This window comes from Actinomyces sp. Marseille-P3109, assembly GCF_900323545.1.
GTDB lineage: Bacteria > Actinomycetota > Actinomycetes > Actinomycetales > Actinomycetaceae > Actinomyces.
The window spans coordinates 1194936-1212555 of sequence record NZ_OOHN01000008.1; the positions used below are offsets into that span (position 1 = coordinate 1194936).

A 17620-nucleotide genomic window follows, 5' to 3' on the forward strand; every position below is an offset into this window, starting at 1 on the left:
GTCAGCGACGCACCACAGCGCCCCGCCGCCTACAGCTGCCCGATCCGCTGCCCAGCGCCCAGGGCATACCCCGTGATGATCGCTTCGTAGAACTGAGCACCGCCGGGGGCGATGCGGGTCTGGGCCTCGGCCTGGGTCACCAGCGTGGCGATGTTGGTCAGGACCTGGGAGGTCAGGAAGGCGCGGGCCTGTTCGGCCTGGGCGGCTACTTCTGCCTGGGCGGCGACCTGCTCGATCTCCCGCCGGGTCACCCGGGCCTGGCCATTGCCCAGCACCACCCCCATCCGGGTGCGCTGGGGCGAAAAGAGACTGAGATTGGTAGAAGCCATGAGAAGTCCTTTCGAGAGGAGAAGAGAAGAGAGGAAGACTGCCGGGGCGGCCGCTCACCCTGGAGCGGGTTCCGCTGCCACCGCCTTGGGCGGCACATGCGGCCCGGTGGCCACCCAGATCACGCCACCGGCCTGCCGCACCGCCCAGAGACGACCTTGGTGCAGGCGTCCGGTTGACCTGGCACATCTAGGAGAACCCGCAGCCATTGGTGGTGTCGTGACAGAAAAGTGCGCCGTGCTGCATCTGCGCAGCACGGCGCCAAACCGGTCGGTGAGAATAGGGGTCATGAGCACGCTCCCGGAGCCAGCCACCCCGCTGCCACATGGCGTCTTCCCCATAGGCGACACCACGGATGAGGCCGAGCAGCGTGCCGCGCTGGAGCAGCTGGTGCTGGCCGAGCTGCTGGCTCTGCGCAAGGCCTACGGGCAGCTGACGGTGCAGAAGTTCAGCGCCTTCGCCACCTTGCGGCAGGTCTGTGGTGGCGACGACCTGCTGGACGCCTTCTTGCTGTTTCAGCGCGAGCTGGCCCGCTACCAGCACAGCGGCCGCAACGAGGCAGCCGCCGCCCTTTCTCTGTCCGCTCCGGCCGACACCGTCCTTGACCGCCTCCAGCTCACCGCCGAAGCACTCTCACCCGAGCAGGACTGGCGCGACCAGCGCACCGCCCGCCGCTGGAGCGACGCCGGCATGCCGATCATCGCCCGCGACCTGGTCTACTTCGCCCAGGTCGCCGGACGACTCGGCACCGAGACACTCAGCATCCAGCTCGGCGGCAGTGGCACCAGCTTGATGGTCATCATCGACCAGATGACAAGCAGCGACCTGCCCGCCAAGGCAGCCCTCATCCAGGTCTGGCACTACCCCTCCAGCAATAGCCCACGAGAGATCACGCTTGATCTAGAGCAGATCACCAGCCCTCAGGTCTCGCGCGACGGGCTGACCATGCGCCGCCACCGCCTCGCCCTCGACCTGCCCGACACCCAGGCCGTCGAACCAGACGACGCCGTCCTGGCCGTATCCATCACCGGCCAGGACGCCCCCATGCGCACCGTCTTCTACCAAGACCACAGCCACCTCACCCCCGGCCTCCACACCCGCATGACCACCTACCGCACCATCGTGATGGTGGAGGTAGCCAGGGATGAGCAGTGAAACCACACCCACCGTGATCAGCAAGTCAGTACAACCGCGCCAACCTCAGCGCCCAGCAGCGCGTACCCCTCACCCAGCACGACGTCTGCAGCGGGTTGTTCGAAGGCTTCCGGCAAGAGTGCCGAAAAGGCAAGGCATCCAAGAGCAGCGTCTCGTCAGTGCGCTGAGCAGCCCCAGAGCCTCAGAGGAGCAACGACGGAGCTGAAGTGCCGAGGCGGCGATCACATCTAGGCGAATTAACACTGCCAGCCTGCTTGGGCGATAGTACAAATGTCAGGTGGCACGACGCCGCCACACCCGCGCATCGGAAGAGACCAAACTGTTGCAAAATTTGGCGCTAGCCACAAACAACACGTGACCCCAGGCCGATCTTTCGGTCATTTCTTCCACCTCCGAGCGCCGGACTGCCCGCTTCCTACAACGGCATCCCGTCGTCACACCCCCTGGGCACCCGCTCCCTATGGGCAACCACGGCACAGAGTGCTACCTTTCCAAGTGTCCAGAACGATCTGCGGGCACCACCAGCCCAGCGCGACGATGGAGACAGGCATGCGCTACCAGGCAGACATAGACGCTCTCAGGCGGCAACAACGCCGGCAGTTGTCGCCGCCTGGCAGTCCGCCTGGGCTCACCTGCCGACGATGGCGTCTGTCTGCTGCACACCAGATGCGTCCGCCTTGCAACAGACAGCTAGGTCGACGTTGCCGAATGCCTGCGAGCTAAGGAACTCGACCTCCGCAATCGAGGCCACCAATACACCAACCGATATAAACAGCAAGACACCCATCTCATAATTGAAACATTGCGTTATTAGGTTGACTGTGATTAAATAGTAGCAACCATGAGTGAAGCATTGTCCCGTCGCGAAGATCAATCAATCCAGCCCACGAAAGACGGGCTGGCCAAGATTGTCGCAGCCGAAACAGGGCACGAGACTCACACTCACAGTCGATTACAACGCGAGTCCCTTGGGAGTCTTGCGATACAGCAAGCGGAAGTTGAAAAAATGCTCGCGTCTGGAAGTGTCAACCTCAAGTCACTGTTCGATTTGTTTCGCAGTGCCGCACAAGAGGGGAAACGTCCCAAGGTAAAAGTACTAAGTGCCTACTCGGTGTTAGTTGATCCGATCGTGCCTGCTCCGGGGAATATTTTTCCACCTTCATCTACCAAATGAAGTATAGTTTCGATACTCAATAACACTTAGTTACCACAATGAGCACGAGACACCTTTTTCAAGGGCCGATTCCACCCACCCTCATAGAAGTCAAAAAATATGCAGAGCACTATTACCAGCATTGGCAAAATGAGCCATCATGGCTAGTTCGTAAAGTGCGCCAGCATGAGCCGATCGACTCGACTTCGACCAGAATCAAAGTTTCTTACGACGTCGTCTTTGCCGCACTAAGAGACCTCGAGAATCGCGACGGCATCCTTACGATCCCGCTCGATTGGTTCAAAAAACAGGTGTTTGTCTCCCTGGATGTCAGTGGCCCTTGGCAATCTTCTGTGTGTTTCGCAAGTCGTTCCGAGTCAGCCCGCATTGCAACCTACTACGTGTTTGGCTGGCTCAACCAGTTGTCGAAGTCTTTGCTGGATAACATTGATGCGAAACAAGTCGATATAATCTACACTATACTTCGTGGCCGTAAGTCTTTAATTAAAGAAGAGTTCGAATGCTGGCTTACATATGTAGAACAGTGTGATTTTGACTGGCCAATCACTGATAAAGTGACATGGCATTCTTGGGTAGCCAACCGCGAATTTCGTCGTTTCTTCTTGCATCTCTGCGATAGTTTCGTCGCCTCCGTTAACGTTCCGTCAGAGCACTTCAAGCCGTCTGGTCGAGGAGTGATCAAACTGTCTTGGGAACAGCCGGGACTATACCAGTATGCCGAATTAACGAATGTAGCTAAAACACAATCATCCACCCCCGTTTCACCAACTCCGTCAAACCAACTGGATAGCAACACTCCGGTAACAGTGCGGATTATTTTACTCAGATTCCTTGTGCTGCTTTTAATGTACTTGTACCGAGCCATTAGTTATCCATTCCGCTGGATTAAACAACAGTTCCGACGTTACGGAATTACCCCACCAAGCTATCTGCTTGCTGCAAGCAGTGAGCCCCAACTGGGCATATATGCAAGTCTAGTCGTTCCGGCTGGCATGAGGATAGATTACGTCAAATGTGAAGACGTCGAAGTGGACGGGGAGTCACAGAAGACAACAGTTGCCCCGAACGGCTACATATACAGTGAGAATAAAACCAAGCTTGGTGATGTACGTTATGTAGGAACCAAGGCAGCGGTGTATGTTACGCAACTGAACGGACTCCGCCTTTCTGCGCTGTTCCGGATACGGGTGCACGTAAAAAGAGGACAGTTTATCCTTCCTGCACTCTTTGCTTCACTTGCTGGGCTAGCAGTGTCGGCAGCTCTTCTCCTGATGTTCATTAAATTCGAGAGCTTTGCATTTCCTCAAGATATATCTAGCATGGTGGCCGTCGTGGCTATCTTGCCGTCTGCCATGGCTGGTTACATTCTGTTCGATCGGGAGCATGAGTATGTAAGCGTGGTGCTCGGTTCCCGTCGAGTCCTGCTAGTTGTCTCGATGATCGTTACACTTACCGCAGTGTTCACGGTTAATCTTGCGTTGGTGCTCCGCAGTGGAATCCCCCATGAAGATAAACCAACACCGCAGACACTGGCATACATTCATCGACTCAGCGACACTGCTGAAGTTGCAGCATTTGTGACATTTGCGACACACTTAGTCGCTTTCCTGGTATTCGCTTTAGATTTCTTGGTGACGGAGAATTGGCGCCACACTTTCTCTCGCAAGTTTCATCTCGCCCTTGCCTGGCTGTATGCGACATTACTCGTATGTTGTTTCTTGTGTGCATACTGTTGGATGGGCGTAAGTTTATTCCACTGGCATGGACCAAAGACGAATTTCTTTGCTGAACTTCCCGGTATTCTATACCATCAAGCACGTATCGTTTGGCAATCAGTTTAGATCTTCCGTAGTATCTGCTCTAGCTAGGTTCCTCTATATCTCCAGGTACTCACGCATCATCCCGGACACGCTCTACTGCTCCCTTCATCGGTGGGACGCATCCTCAACCTAACAGCTACCACATCTGGCTCGGCACGAGAACGTAAGGCGAGCGGTTTCTCCGACAACCCGCGCTGCTTGACCTGTCCTTCCATCCAGCGGCCCAAGGAAGATCTACGGCAGTGGGCTACTGACGAACCCGGTGCGCTGAGGACGATGTGCGTGAGGTAAGTTCGCTGTGCAGTTCGAGAACGGATGATCCTACTGCGTAGTCGAGTCTGGCGATAGCCTTGAGAACATCAAGGGCTCAAACTGCCCCGCGTAAGATTGTAGTGACATACCGTGTGGGTATGAGTGAATCTACCGGATCTCCTACTTGGACTCTTATCTTCGCCCTTCCCGCCGCTGTTGCCGCGGCCGTCGCTGCTGTGAATGGGTTAAGCCAGCTCACTCGTTCGGCGAGGGCGCGGCGCACCATTGAGTGGATCAATAGTACAATCGATAAAGATGCCGACGGCGATTCGCGGCAGCATCCACTTACTGAACTACGAACAGAACAAGAGGCGCGCCTCGTTGCAACGTACTACGTCCCCTGGTGGCGTCTACTGCTATTCCCAGTTTGGGTGACTGCTTTCGGCGTGCTTTTCACGCTTGCTATCAGGAAAGGTATGCCTGGAGCGGATGCCATTCGAGGCGCAGGGGCGAGTTTTCTGTTCACCTTGTACTTTGCTTGGTTATTTATTGGTAGCTATAGAGAAAGGTTGCGGATAAGCGACCACTACAAAACCGGAATCCTCAGAGAACCTCGCATTGCGCTGTGGCGCATGGGAAATAAACTCGTTGGCGTTGCTCTGTGGTGCACCATCGGCACCTATTTGTTGGGTGGAGGCCTGGCGTCTCTTATTGCAGTCAGGTATCCGATACTTGCAGTGATAGGCTTGTCTGTGGGATACGTGATGTTATTTTCTACTATCCCGTATCTGAGGCGCTACGTTCAAGAGTGGAGTTTTGCAACTAAAACAGGGGCGAAGTTGCTTGGAAATGAAAAATTCAGTCTCCCTCGATTCGTTGCAACTACGTTTGTGCTTCCAGAATCAAAAGAAGACACCAACGAAGAATATTACGGAAGTTATCCGATGTAGTTCATGCTATAGCACTCAGAGTGTTATAATTGATTTATACATGTCTGCCAACCAATCCCCCTCCCTCCACCACCGCCTCCGTCGCCTCAAAGCCGCCCTCCTCGCCGTCTCCTTCACCTTGGCCGGCATCCTCCTCATGATGCTCAACGCCTGGCTGTCCCCGTTGCAGTTGGGAGACTGGCAGTGGCTGCACGCTCTGCCACTGGGCGAGCTGGGTGGGACGCTGTTTGGCGCGGGGCTGCTGTCGACGTTCTTTGAGTACACCTTCCGGCGCGACCAGGAGCGGGCGGTGACGGAACGCTTCCGCCAAACGATCCGTGATGAAGCACCAGCCCTACGCGATGCCGTCATCGAAGCCTTCCGCTTCGACCGTCAGGACGTAGCGCGTATCGCCACGCCTGAACTGCTGGATGACTTGGCTCGCACCAGCCTGGGCCTGCGCTTCGGTGATCCAGCCTTCGGTCGTGAGGTCTATGCCGACATCCGCCACCAAGCCATGGCTGCCGAGGAGCGCTGGTACGACGCCCGCGTCGACGCGACCCTTGGTATACCAAGGGGTAGGAGCACCGCTCCTACCCCGTTTTTCGACTTACGTGTCCGCTGGGAGTACACCGTCACGCCGCGGCACCGCTTCCGCAAGTTTGCCGTTGTCTCCGACCGTCAGCGCTACGACCAGCTAGTGGCCGAGCGTGGGGAGACGAGTGTGTGGTACCGCCGCCCAGTGCCCGGCCTGGCTGTCTCTGATCCAGAGGTCTTCGCCCTGGAGCAGTTCACCGTCAACGGCACACCGGTACCGTTCACCCGGCAGGTAGATGAGGTCTCCCAGGTCTACACCGTTGATCTTGGCGAGCAGGTCATCCAGCAGGAGCAGGCGGTCGTCATCTCCTTCAGCTTCCGCACTCGCACGCTACGCAGTGGTCACGTAGTGCACCTGGATATCGACCGCCCCACGCGCGGTCTCGACGTCGAGCTGCGCTACGACCCAGAGCAAGTCGGCCAGATGCGCATCCTCGACTTCGCCTCCATCGGAGAAGGAGGACGCCTCACTCAAGTGCCAGACGCACCAACGCTGCGCTACCGCTACGACGGCTGGCTCTTCCCGCGAGCTGGCATGGTCTTTGTCCGGACGCTGCCAGACGAGCAGGACGACTGGGCTGAGGTTGCGCCCGATACCAACGCCAGGCCACCACGCTCAGCCGGTAGTTCTGAAAACGCCGCCAAGGCAGTACCAGCCACGGAAGACGACGCCCGCCAAGCTCGTGCAGCCTGACGGACACCGCCCAGCTGCCATGTAGGAGGCAGCCATGGGATGAGTTGGCCCCTACGTGGGGCGTGTGGTCAGTCGCCACCCATGCTGCTCACCTCCCTCCATCTCGGCTGACATCTCTAGATTGCCATACAGGTATGGTGGTGCCAAATTGGTGGCCGCTTGACGCTGGTGATCGTGCGCGCTTCCTCCTCCACCAGCCAAGACGAGCAGTGGTGGCCCATCGCTCGCCAGCTCGGCCTGCGGCTGCAGCACGCCCGCATCGCCAAAGGCCTCAGCCAGGAAGCCCTGGCCCATGCCGCCGGTATCTCCACCTACACCTACCAAAAGTTTGAGAAGGGTGAGTCCCGCCCCGGCACCCCGATGAACCCGCGCCTGCGCACCCTCATCGCCCTGGCAACGGCGCTGGACATGCAGGTGGAGGAACTGGTGGGTGGGATGAGTGAGTAGGTGGATGCACCGGCGCTTCTGAGCGCTAACGATGACAACTCCCGAGTGCTGTCCCAACACACGGTTCTGCTCGTGATTTAGCGGTCGCCTGGAGCAGTAGGGACGTGAGCACTCACAACGAAGTAAAACATACTAAGAAGCGAGTCAGCTTTCGTTCTCTATCGTGACCTATCTGTGATCACTACTGCCCAACCACCTCGCGAGTCGAGTGGAACACTGGCGGTATGGACCTCTCTTGTGACAGCACCTGATGGGGTGTGCGCCAGACCTGTGCGGTCTGAAGTGCATCAGCGTAATCGGCTCTTCATTAATATTGAATAAAATGCTAGAATCGACGAAGAAGATAGACAATGACAAGTAATATTATTGTGTCAACCGAAAAAGACGGAGCTGCCGAAGACAAAAACGCACGAAAGCTGAAGCCACTCCACCCGCGTTATAACCCAGAGCAGCATCGCACGTATGTTGATGCACTCAATGACGCCATTCAGCAGGACGAGGTAACAAACATTGCCTTAAGCGGACCATATGGTGTCGGCAAAAGCTCCATATTGCAAGGCTTTCGGGAAGATCACCCCGGCGCTATATTCATCTCGCTTTCGACGCTAGGGTTCAGTAAGTCGGTCGGCTCAAGTACTTCTGAACTCTCTGACGGATCAATCTCTCCACAGACTAATCAGATCCAGAAAGAGATCGTCAAGCAACTTCTCTATCGGAAGCCTCCAAACGAGTTGCCTGTATCGCGATTCAAACGCATTCAGAAACCTGACTGGAAGCATTTGCTAGTCGTATCTACGCTGATTGCGTTTGCGCTGACTATCGTCATTGCAGCAATCGGGGGATTCTCCAAAATCCCAAAAGTTTGCGACTCAGCATGGCAGGAATTCGGCGTCAAGTTTGTCTGCTTATGGCTACTGCTATCCCTAGCGACATGGCTCGCCAGCAAGTATTTACGAGGCGCTGTTCACCTAGATAAGTTTACCGCTGGCCCTGCAACGCTCACACTATCCGGCTCTGACAGCGGCAATGACGACAGCTATTTTGATCGATATCTTGACGAAATAATTTACTTCTTTGAAATGTCGACATGCCGCATCGTCGTATTTGAAGACATAGATCGATTCAGTAACTGGGAGATCTTCGAAGAGTTACATGAACTCAACACGCTACTGAATAATGCCGAGCAACTCCAAGAAAGAAAGAGTAAGTCTGACGAAAACAAGGTAGTCTTCATCTACGCAATGAAGGACTCAATTTTTGAACCTCAGACCGTAACTGATACCGATGAAGTGGCGAAAGATACCCAAGACAGGGCGATTCAAGAAATTCAAAGAGCGAACCGCACGAAGTTCTTTGATGTCATCATCCCGGTCGTGCCGTTTGTAACTCACCGAAGCGCACGAGACTTAATGCGTCAGGAGCTCGAGGGCGTCAAGCCCAAAATCTCGGACGAACTGATCGATCACGTCGCAAAGTACATCCCAGACTTCCGCCTCCTACGAAGCGTATGCAACGAATACACGATATACGCACAATTTATACTCGGAGACGGCGGCCTCAAGCTCGAGCCTGACAAACTATTTGCACTCATGCTCTACAAATCCGTTCATCTGAAGGACTTTGAGAGAATACATCTTGACCAGAGCAAACTTGGCGAAGTTTACCGGATGAGTGTGCGGGTAACGGCAGAACTCATCTGTGCAATTAATGAAGAATACGATGAGCTTGAGAAGCAACAGGACCCCCATGCCGAGGCAAAAATGCGAGGCGAGGCTTTGGAGGGGATGATCAGTTGGGCTAGCGAACACTTTGAACTTCGGGGTGGCCCGTTTTCTGTTGGTATTGGGCCCCTAACATTCTCTGAGGACGAGATCGATACCGTAAGATTTTGGAACCATTTATGCCAGTTGTCTGACGTTGATGCTGTCACAATAGAAGGTCTTAAGGATCGGTACGATCAGCCGATGCCGCTTAAATACAGTAAGAGCGACATGGCAAAATTTATAGGGCAAGACCTGGTATCTACATCCATTGTTCAACGAACCAAGGATGATATAGGTGCTGAATTACGTCAGCTTGATGCTGATCGCCAGCGATACCAGTCCGCTCACATGTCTGACTTGATGAGCGAACCTTCGGTGATGGTACCATCAGAGAATGGCGCTGAGCAAACTTTTAGCGCCTACGTTGAGAAAACACTTGGATCGAAACTTGCCGCCGCTCTCATCCGCCATGGATATATTGACCAGAACTTCGTGCTCTATACGTCGACCTACCATACTACATCTTTGTCTGCCAATGCGATGACATTCCGGATGCAGCATATCGGACAAGGTCTAATGAACCTGAATTATCCGCTGAACGAAAAGGAGGTGAAGCAGCTTATTTTGGATAGAACGATCGATATAAGTGAATTTGCTAGCCCAGGTTCCTACAACGTACATATCCTCAACTTTCTCTTGTCTAACAAGAAAAAATATCGTCAGCATTTCGAAACTATCATAGCATCAATTGTGGAGAATAATGAAAGTGGCGAGAAATTACTTAAGGCTTTCCTTGCTTCAGGTCAGCCGATCGAGAATAGAAGGTTGTTAGTTGTCGAGTTGGCACCGAAATACTTCCGAATCATTAACGTTCTTATGGAGGTTCGAGGTATAGCTGTCGCTGAGGTAGTTGAGTATAGTGACGTGGCGCTTCGTTTTATGGTTCCCGAAACAAAGTACGACACTGCCGGGCTTAAGAGTGCTATCGAAGAGTTTTATGAAATCATGCCTGTTTTCACTGGGCCGGTGGTCAGTGATACTGCTGACAAGATCGTGGCACTTATAGCGGAAGCTGACGTTAAATTTGTTGACATCTCTGTAATTCATGAAGGCTTACGTAAGCTTGTGATCGAAGGTGGTTACTACAAAGTGAACCGCCAGAATTTAGGTACCGTATCAGACGATCATCAACCAGCTCTTGATATCCTGTTTGGCGAAAAGCCAGTCGTGTACACCTATCTTCTACAGTCCTTGAAAGCATACTTTGCCATCATCGCTGAGGATAAGAGCGGCGAGTTGTCGGCATTGGTTGGCTCAGCCGACACGGCGAAGGTCATCGCTGATGTTGTGAAGCTTGATGTTGCAGCGAGTACGAGACCGAAAGATTTGGCGGCAGATAACGTGAAGTTGAGCGGCAGCGAAGCGTTGCCGCTACTCTCGAGCCTACTGGCGTCATCGGGGGGAAACTGGTCTATCGATCTAGATGGCCTGCCGTCTAGCTGTTGGTCGATGTTGGCGGCCCACGACCGCCTCGCCGTGACGACTTCGAATCTGTGGCCGTACGTTAGTAAGCGCGGTGTTGATGACGATCTAATTGAGTTGCTGGAACGGCACTCTGCAATTGAGAACCAGGGTGACGCTCTGAGTAACGAGAAATATATCGAACTCGCCACCGCGATTCTTGGTCTAAAGGAAGAGCAGATTTCTGCTAAGCAGCGTGTGATGTTGGTCGCGTCGATAGGTTACGCCGAACCAATTCCTGCGTCCTACATTACGGCGCAAGAAGGCAAACTAGTTGGGTACCTGATCAAGGCCGGTTTGATTGCTGACGACCCAGCCGCCTACGAGTTGACAAAGGAGTTTGACTGGCCAAGTCGCGAGTTTGCGATCGCTTCTTCCCAGCGGTTTGCTGACTATATGGACATTTACGTTGTTGGGGATGATGTCCTTGCAATAGTTCAGAGCCGGTTGATTCCGGCTAAGGTTAAGCAGAATATTCTCGACAGGATGTCATCGTACTGCTCCGGAATGGATGTCGAAGACCTGACATTACTTGCTAAGTCCGTTGCGGCTCAGAAGGAACTGCGCACTGATAGTACGGTACTGATATGGATGATCAGTCGAGAGGTCAAACCTGATGTCATCGTGCCGCTTGTGGCTAGGGAGTTGGATAGCCTGTCAGGTTCGGATATTCGTGACATCGTGACGGCATTGGGGCGACCCTACAGTGATCTTCTTGAAAAGGGGCGGCAACGCGTGTATGTTGATGCAATTGTAGGGACGGATAAACTATTGGAGCGACTTACAGTTAAGAGCGTTGGTGAGGTGTCGACATATACCGAGGACATTGAGAAACATAGATACTCCGTTAATCGCCACAGGTAGGTGGATTATTTATGACTTTCGGAGCATGATGGCATAATTGCAATTTGATGACTGGGATCAAAGTGAGGCCTCCGCTCGCTGGCGCTTGGCCTGCTAGATCTACTTGCCTACTGTGCTCAGTGCCGCCTCGTACTTCTTGGCAATCTCCGTGTAGGTCAGCCCGCGGTCGAGGTAGTCGGCCACCAGCTGCTCGACACTTTGCCGCCCGAACCGCACCAGGAGGCTGCGCTGCTTGAGGTCTATCCGCTGCTCGGTCTGCCTGCTCTCAGCCAGTGCGACCTCCAGCGCACGTCGGGTCGCCACCAGCGTGTAGCCGTATCTGGAGTAGGCCTGCAAGATCTCCAGACACGTTGTCTCCAGAACCCAGCTCCGGTGCTAACGCCACCGTCCCCACTGACGACGTTGCTGCCGTCACTGGTCGACTCCTGGATGACGGTCACTCTAGCTGTAACTCGCGCTGCTGCCGCTTGTGGCCAGCGGGAGCCTGATCCTGACCTGTCCCCACTGCGACACGGGTGCGGACAGGTACACGCCGCCAGCGCTTGAGCATGCTCACCATATCGACTCGCCCTGGGAAGTTGGCCCCCACAGTCGCCAACTCCTAGGGCAGTTTTGCACCGTTTCTCCAACGTTCACCCATCTGCATTGGCTGCAACCGCACTATTGTTACGGTTTAATCACAGTTAGTGACGCGTGCCACTACTAATCGTCTAGGCGGTATAGGCTCAACGTGCAGGCAAGGACGTCTGTTGGAGTCAACAGCTCCATCGCCCTCATCCCCGAGGAGGATCACGATGAGCAAGACGAGCGACAAGATCAAGCAGTTCGTACTCTTCGGCCTGGCTTCAGCTCTCGCCACTGGGGTGACGACAGTGACACCGCCGGCTCGCGCGGACGAAGTCACCGCCACAGTTTTCTCCGCCCCTGGGTGGGACTACGCCAACGTCCGAACGAGCCCTGACACCAACAGGCAGCCAATGGGACAGGTTCAGGCCGGCCAGACAGTAAAGCTAATTTGCTATCAAGTCGGTGAATACGTCAAAGGCCCGTACGGCACCAGTAACTACTGGTACAAAGTGGATGGGTACGGCTCAGGATGGATAGCTGATTCTATGCTCTCTACGGGAAGCGACCTACCAGTGACCAGAATGTGTCCAGAGAGCCAACAAAAATCGATGACAACCACTCCAAATCATTCACCGATTTTCACAGCTAAAGTGAACAATAACTCTGGGGTGGAGTATGTTAACGGGAGAATAGGCCCTACCACCAAACATTTTGATTATGAACTCTACTCCGCTAACACAGTTTTGGCTTTAGAATGTTGGACCACAGGCGAATCTGTAAGCGGCCCCGATGGAAAGACTTCAGATAGATGGTATTACACCACAGACGAGACCTGGGTGTCTGCAGCATATTTATCAGTCGATGGGGACGGTTCGAAAATTCCGGATTGTAACTCACCGAAAGGAAATAGTCCAACGGCAGGGATAATTCCAAATGCGCCACGCACTTGGCCAAAAGTACATAAGATTGATTACGACGGAGACGACGCTCGAGTTACAGACTCCCTTCTCAGTCATTACTACAAAGAAGACGGAAATCCCGGCGTGGATGTGAGTGTAGACTGGTCATTCTTCAGCAAACGTCAGTGGCTTAAGGATTTTGGCTACAATATGCCCGTCGGTGCCGTTAGGCAGGTCGATAAATTTACTTCGATCTGGAACGACAAAAATGTCTATGTGTCTGTAGGTGCTTTCGCATTCTACCGCACATCCGAACACTGTTTTCTCGTCTATGACTATTATGACTTCGACTACCCGTATACGGCAGAAAAGGACGCCGCAGCCCGCGGAGAGGCTCAAGAGTTCAACGTCTATTCTGCCGGATGCTACCAGTAAATAGCGTTGCAAACGCTAGCAAACGATCAACAATCATCGACATAGAAGAAATAAATGTGATAATATTAGTGTAGAATGACATTATCGATTCTAGTTTTGTCTCCACCCTGGCGTCGCCTAGCCAAATTCGTTATTGTTGCCACTGCCTGCTTCGTCTTCTGGCACTACGGCATCGTCCACGGTCTCCTCGGCATGCGGCCAGAGCATCACATCACTACCATTTTTCGGCAGCGAGTGAAGCGGGTTGCGACCGATAATGCGACGATTGTCTACGACACTGGCTATGTTCGACAGCTATCGATTCAGAAAGACTACGATGGAGCAGTAGTGGGGCGAATTAATGACGCACAGAAACGTAAGGAGATAGCGTCACAAATCATACACAAGAACTGCTCTGAACAAGACTGTACACCATGGAGCCCTTTCTCCGCTATAGGAAAAGGGCTGGTCCCTGGCAGCACCAAAGAAGCCTTCAAAGGGGATATCATGAGCACCGCCTTCTTGTATGGCCCTGGCTGGCAAATTCATTTGCCGACACCGGCTCGCTTCGAGGCTTCATCCTTGATCGACCAAGCAATATCTGCACCGCATTCACAGTGCATGTTCTATGGCTGGATAGATTACTTTTGTCTTGATGTAGAAGGTGGGGCTTTTGTGTATCGGTATCGGTGGTGAGAATTGAAGGTTAGTCGTATGGCACTTGACTATATGCACCTACGTTTAGTCTCCAATCACTCACCCCGCACAACCTTCCGTACCGTATCCTTACTGACACCCAACCGCTGCGCAGTGTGTTTTACTGTGCCAAGCTCGGCGTAGGCCTGCCGAACCCGCTCTTGGAAGGCAGGGTCGGTTGGGTCAGCGTGCAGTGTCTTTTTCGCCTGATTTAGGTGCTTGGTCGCGGTAGTGCGGTAGAAATCGAAGCGCCTGGCGATCTAAATCGTCATCTACGAGAAGAGCAGAGGACACACACTGCTCCCCCACCTCTTGTCATTCCTGCGCAGCCATTAGATGCTTGCTCACCGTATCCCGCCCGAAGCCGAGCTCTAGGCCGATCTCGATGTAGGTGCGCCCCTGGGCGTGGAGCTGCTGGGCACGCTGGAGGTCATCGCTGGTGAAGCGTCGCCTGCGGCGGGGCGGCTGCGTAGCCTGGCGGCATGTGGCACGGACAGTGGTCTCTGCGACGCCGACCTGGGTAGCGATCTGGCGGACAACCATGCCCGTGCGGGCCAGATCGACGATCTGCTGCTTCTTCTCCGCGCTGATCGGACGGCAGGCCGCGTTGCGGATACCGCGGGTCGTCGTGATCTCGCTCGCCTGCCCAGTAGGCGCTACGCTAGCCGTGCCCGGTTCCAGAGCCACCTCACCCGCGATGAGACGCTTGCGGAAGGCGAGCAGGGGCTTCCAGTTGTTTGTATCGAGCTTGCTGAAGCGCACCACAGCATCGCTAGACAACCCCTCACCGCCGGTTATCGAAGTGTCGGTGTCCGCGTCCCCTCACGGAACCTTTGCCTTGCCGCCACGAGAGGGTGGACACTGGCCCTGTCCTTCCCCCGCGTCAAGGAGCCGTCATGAAGATCGCCGCCAGAGCCAAGACCGCTCAGCCTTTCCATGCCATGAGCATCGGCGAGCGCGCTGGGATCCTCCAAGCCGAGGGCCACTCGATCGCCAAGCTCAGCCTGGGTGAGCCGGACTTCGGCGCCCCGCCCGCTGTCCGCGAGGAGATGCGCCGAGTGATGGACGGCCGGCCGCTGCCCTACTCCCCCGCTCTGGGCTTGCTAGCACTGCGTAAGGCCATCGCAGGCTTCTACCGTGACAGGCACGGTGTAGAGGTTGATCCCGAACGGATCGTCGTCACCACCGGTGCGTCGGCGGCGCTTCTGCTGGTAGCCGCCGCAACCACAGAGCCCGGCGACGACGTCGTCATCGCGGATCCGTCCTACCCCTGCAACCGTCAGCTGGTGGAGACCTACGGGGGCCGGATCGTTCTGGCACCCACCAGTCCTGCCAGCCGTTACCAGATGGACCGAGCCTCGGCCGAGTCGGTATGGACTCCGCAGACGAGCGCGGTGATGCTGGCAACGCCATCCAACCCCACGGGCACGTCTATTCCCTTCGAGGAGCTGGCGTCGATCTGCGCGCTGGCGCGTGAACGTCGCGCCTGGCGGCTCGTTGACGAGATCTACCTGGGCCTGGCCGATCCCGACGACGATGGCACACCGGCGCACAGTGTTCTGGAGACCGACCCCGAGGCGATCGTTATCAACTCCTTCTCCAAGTACTTCGGGATGACGGGGTGGCGCCTGGGCTGGGCGATCCTTCCCGAGGAGCTGGTGCAACCCGCTGAGAACCTGGCGGTCAACTACTTCCTGTGCGCTTCGACCCCTATTCAGCAGGCCGCGCTGGCGGTTTTCTCCCCCGAGTCCATCTCGGTATGCGAGGAGCGCCGGCAAGAGCTGCTTGCTCGCAGGAGCATCGTGCTCGACGGGCTGCAACGCATCGGCCTGCCTGTTCCGGTCCTGCCCGACGGCGCTTTCTACGTCTACTTCGATGTCTCCTCCACAGGGCTCGACGCCCAGACCTTCTGTCACCGCGCTCTGGAGGAGGCGCATGTAGCCCTCACTCCGGGGCAGGACTTCTCCACGACCACGGCTCGCTCCCACGTGCGACTGTCCTACGCGGCATCCCGCGAGGAGCTGTACGAGGGAATGAACCGCCTCGAAAGACTGATCGGCAGCCTGTAAATAAACGGGCATTCAACCCAATAACAACGGCATCAATCTCTACGCACGAGTTTGGTGCTCGCCTGTTTGTATGCTGCACAATATTCTTCATGTCCTCGCAGATCCCCACCCTCGTTATTGCCCTGGTTTTCTTCGGGGTAATTTGTGTCGCCGAATTATATAGACCAATTCGTCAGAAACTTCGGCAGCGTCGGGACGAAGCCGCATCGTCTCCTCATGAGGGCGAGGAGTCCACATGGAATGAGCTCACCGAGCACCATCGCCCCGTGCGGGGCGCAGAGCCCGGCTCGTTCTCCTGCGGCCCGTACGAACGACTTGTGGCCATCTCTGCGCCGTACTCCCTGTGCCACCATGAGCCGTGGGATCGCCTGGCCTGCTCCGACCTTGAAGGCAAGCGCGACATGCTCGCCCGGGACTGGGGAGTGCACTCCCGCCTCGACCTTCTCACTCAGGTCTTCTGGCTGATCATGTCCGGCCACCGCAGCGACTTCGACGAGGAACGGGCCCGATGGACGAACACCTCACTGGCGGAGGCGGAGCGCTACGAGCTGCGAGGCTCGGCCGAGTCCTCCCAGGACGCCGCCGAGACGCTGTGGCGCCTGGAACGGATGCGGAGCAACGACCGAGGGATCCAGAACGTGGACTTCGCGGCCTGGGACATAGTTCGCGCAGCCATGCTGACACGGTACGGCAGCGCACTGGGCTGGCTGACGGAGGCGGAGGCGTGGGACACGCTGGCTCTGCTGGATCGCGCGCTGCGGGAGCGTTATCAGAGCTGGACGCAGGTCTGGGAATCATTCCGACTGACACGCTGGTACTGGTACTCCGAGGGCGGCGAGGACGAGCACTTCAACGACCTTCATGACCTCAACCGCTCGTTTGTCCTCCTGGGACCGGATGGCCCCTGGAAGCTCATTTCCTGGGAAGTCCAGGTTCCCGAGTCGTCTCTCATGATCCTGGACGATCTCATCGGTGCCGGCGTGGCTGAGCCCCTGAGCACAGGCGAACGGGCACGCGCCACGCAGTGGGAGCGCTGGGTTGACGATCAGGTCGTTCTGCGCGGACAGCGTCGTCTCCAGCAATTCGGCACCCCTCCCGAGTGGCGTCACCGGTTCACGAAGAACCTTTGAGACGCACCGCGGCGGCGATATCGCTTGGCGATCCGTCTCGCCATCACCGTCGCCGTCGCACTGAGTTGGTAAGGAACGGGCCGCTCTACCCGTGCTTGTCGACCATCATCTCCACAGCCTTGGCAGCTCTGCGTTGGCGGGTCTCGGCACGTTTCGCCTCACTGATCCAGCGCAGGTACTCGTTCTGGTGCGATGAAGGCAGAGCCGCGAATATCTTCCCCGCCGTCTCGTTCTCCGATAGCGCCTCGGCCAGCTCCGCCGGGATTCCTGCCTGATCGTTACTCATTCTGCCTCCTCCAGCT

At 55.8% G+C, this 17620-nt stretch carries 15 protein-coding genes; 11 read left to right on the forward strand and 4 right to left on the reverse strand.

The annotated features are described in order from the left end of the window. Positions 1–29: 29 nt before the first annotated feature. Complete coding sequence (locus BQ8008_RS05435) at positions 30–329, reverse strand: hypothetical protein (RefSeq protein ID WP_009233120.1); 300 nt, start codon at positions 327–329, stop codon at positions 30–32. 286 nt (positions 330–615) lie between these two features. Between BQ8008_RS05435 and BQ8008_RS05440 the strand changes: the two genes are divergently transcribed. The 7 genes from BQ8008_RS05440 to BQ8008_RS13310 all read left to right on the forward strand — a co-directional run bounded on the left by BQ8008_RS05440 (position 616) and on the right by BQ8008_RS13310 (position 11543). Further along, positions 616–1482: a hypothetical protein gene (locus tag BQ8008_RS05440; protein ID WP_108833130.1), complete on the forward strand. Its 867-nt coding sequence runs from the start codon at positions 616–618 to the stop codon at positions 1480–1482. Positions 1483–2323: 841 nt separating this feature from the next. Further along, the gene (locus tag BQ8008_RS13295) at positions 2324–2656 is read left to right on the forward strand and encodes a hypothetical protein (protein ID WP_159086769.1); all 333 of its coding nucleotides are present in this window, start codon (positions 2324–2326) and stop codon (positions 2654–2656) included. A 38-nt stretch (positions 2657–2694) separates the two neighbouring features. After that, positions 2695–4497: a hypothetical protein gene (locus BQ8008_RS13300; protein ID WP_159086770.1), complete on the forward strand. Its 1803-nt coding sequence runs from the start codon at positions 2695–2697 to the stop codon at positions 4495–4497. 389 nt (positions 4498–4886) lie between these two features. Further along, entirely contained in the window at positions 4887–5678 is a 792-nt protein-coding gene (locus BQ8008_RS13305) for a hypothetical protein (protein ID WP_159086771.1), read from the forward strand. Positions 5679–5718: 40 nt separating this feature from the next. Next, the gene (locus BQ8008_RS05445; protein ID WP_199907939.1) at positions 5719–6948 is read left to right on the forward strand and encodes a hypothetical protein; all 1230 of its coding nucleotides are present in this window, start codon (positions 5719–5721) and stop codon (positions 6946–6948) included. Positions 6949–7122: 174 nt separating this feature from the next. Further along, positions 7123–7395, forward strand: a complete 273-nt coding sequence (locus tag BQ8008_RS05450; protein ID WP_234415247.1) for a helix-turn-helix domain-containing protein — start codon at positions 7123–7125, stop codon at positions 7393–7395. Positions 7396–7745: 350 nt separating this feature from the next. Next, positions 7746–11543, forward strand: a complete 3798-nt coding sequence (locus BQ8008_RS13310; RefSeq protein ID WP_159086772.1) for a YobI family P-loop NTPase — start codon at positions 7746–7748, stop codon at positions 11541–11543. A gap of 99 nt (positions 11544–11642) precedes the next feature. On the opposite strand, the gene BQ8008_RS05460 is transcribed toward BQ8008_RS13310, so the two are convergent. Next, positions 11643–11879 carry a hypothetical protein gene (locus tag BQ8008_RS05460; protein ID WP_108833133.1) on the reverse strand — a complete coding sequence of 79 codons (237 nt, stop codon included), beginning with the start codon at positions 11877–11879 and terminating at the stop codon, positions 11643–11645. A 458-nt stretch (positions 11880–12337) separates the two neighbouring features. On the opposite strand from BQ8008_RS05460, the gene BQ8008_RS05465 reads away from it, so the two are divergent. Then, the gene (locus BQ8008_RS05465; protein WP_108833134.1) at positions 12338–13444 is read left to right on the forward strand and encodes an SH3 domain-containing protein; all 1107 of its coding nucleotides are present in this window, start codon (positions 12338–12340) and stop codon (positions 13442–13444) included. Between the two features lie 75 nt (positions 13445–13519). Continuing rightward, positions 13520–14119, forward strand: a complete 600-nt coding sequence (locus BQ8008_RS13315) for a hypothetical protein (RefSeq protein WP_159086773.1) — start codon at positions 13520–13522, stop codon at positions 14117–14119. 315 nt (positions 14120–14434) lie between these two features. Here the strand turns inward: BQ8008_RS13315 and BQ8008_RS13640 are convergent, their stop codons facing one another. Beyond that, positions 14435–14881: a DNA-binding protein gene (locus BQ8008_RS13640; protein WP_234415248.1), complete on the reverse strand. Its 447-nt coding sequence runs from the start codon at positions 14879–14881 to the stop codon at positions 14435–14437. Positions 14882–15015: 134 nt separating this feature from the next. Here BQ8008_RS13640 and BQ8008_RS05475 point away from each other — a divergent pair, with 134 nt between their 5' ends. Continuing rightward, positions 15016–16188, forward strand: a complete 1173-nt coding sequence (locus tag BQ8008_RS05475; protein ID WP_108833135.1) for an aminotransferase class I/II-fold pyridoxal phosphate-dependent enzyme — start codon at positions 15016–15018, stop codon at positions 16186–16188. A gap of 89 nt (positions 16189–16277) precedes the next feature. Next, positions 16278–17318 (forward strand): DUF1266 domain-containing protein, encoded by a 1041-nt coding sequence (locus BQ8008_RS05480; protein WP_108833136.1) that lies wholly within the window; start codon positions 16278–16280, stop codon positions 17316–17318. Positions 17319–17403: 85 nt separating this feature from the next. Here BQ8008_RS05480 and BQ8008_RS05485 read toward each other — a convergent pair whose 3' ends face one another. Further along, entirely contained in the window at positions 17404–17604 is a 201-nt protein-coding gene (locus tag BQ8008_RS05485; RefSeq protein WP_108833137.1) for a YdeI/OmpD-associated family protein, read from the reverse strand. Positions 17605–17620 lie beyond the last annotated feature (16 nt).

Excerpts from the sequence above, each read along its gene's own strand:
- BQ8008_RS13315 (WP_159086773.1), top strand. The coding sequence starts at position 13,520 with ATGACATTATCGATTCTAGTTTTGTCTCCACCCTGGCGTCGCCTAGCC.
- BQ8008_RS05435 (WP_009233120.1), bottom strand. The coding sequence starts at position 329 with ATGGCTTCTACCAATCTCAGTCTCTTTTCGCCCCAGCGCACCCGGATG.
- BQ8008_RS13305 (WP_159086771.1), top strand. The coding sequence starts at position 4,887 with ATGAGTGAATCTACCGGATCTCCTACTTGGACTCTTATCTTCGCCCTT.
- BQ8008_RS13300 (WP_159086770.1), top strand. The coding sequence starts at position 2,695 with ATGAGCACGAGACACCTTTTTCAAGGGCCGATTCCACCCACCCTCATA.
- BQ8008_RS05465 (WP_108833134.1), top strand. The coding sequence starts at position 12,338 with ATGAGCAAGACGAGCGACAAGATCAAGCAGTTCGTACTCTTCGGCCTG.
- BQ8008_RS13295 (WP_159086769.1), top strand. The coding sequence starts at position 2,324 with ATGAGTGAAGCATTGTCCCGTCGCGAAGATCAATCAATCCAGCCCACG.
- BQ8008_RS05445 (WP_199907939.1), top strand. The coding sequence starts at position 5,719 with ATGTCTGCCAACCAATCCCCCTCCCTCCACCACCGCCTCCGTCGCCTC.
- BQ8008_RS05480 (WP_108833136.1), top strand. The coding sequence starts at position 16,278 with ATGTCCTCGCAGATCCCCACCCTCGTTATTGCCCTGGTTTTCTTCGGG.
- BQ8008_RS13310 (WP_159086772.1), top strand. The coding sequence starts at position 7,746 with ATGACAAGTAATATTATTGTGTCAACCGAAAAAGACGGAGCTGCCGAA.
- BQ8008_RS05440 (WP_108833130.1), top strand. The coding sequence starts at position 616 with ATGAGCACGCTCCCGGAGCCAGCCACCCCGCTGCCACATGGCGTCTTC.
- BQ8008_RS05475 (WP_108833135.1), top strand. The coding sequence starts at position 15,016 with ATGAAGATCGCCGCCAGAGCCAAGACCGCTCAGCCTTTCCATGCCATG.
- BQ8008_RS05485 (WP_108833137.1), bottom strand. The coding sequence starts at position 17,604 with ATGAGTAACGATCAGGCAGGAATCCCGGCGGAGCTGGCCGAGGCGCTA.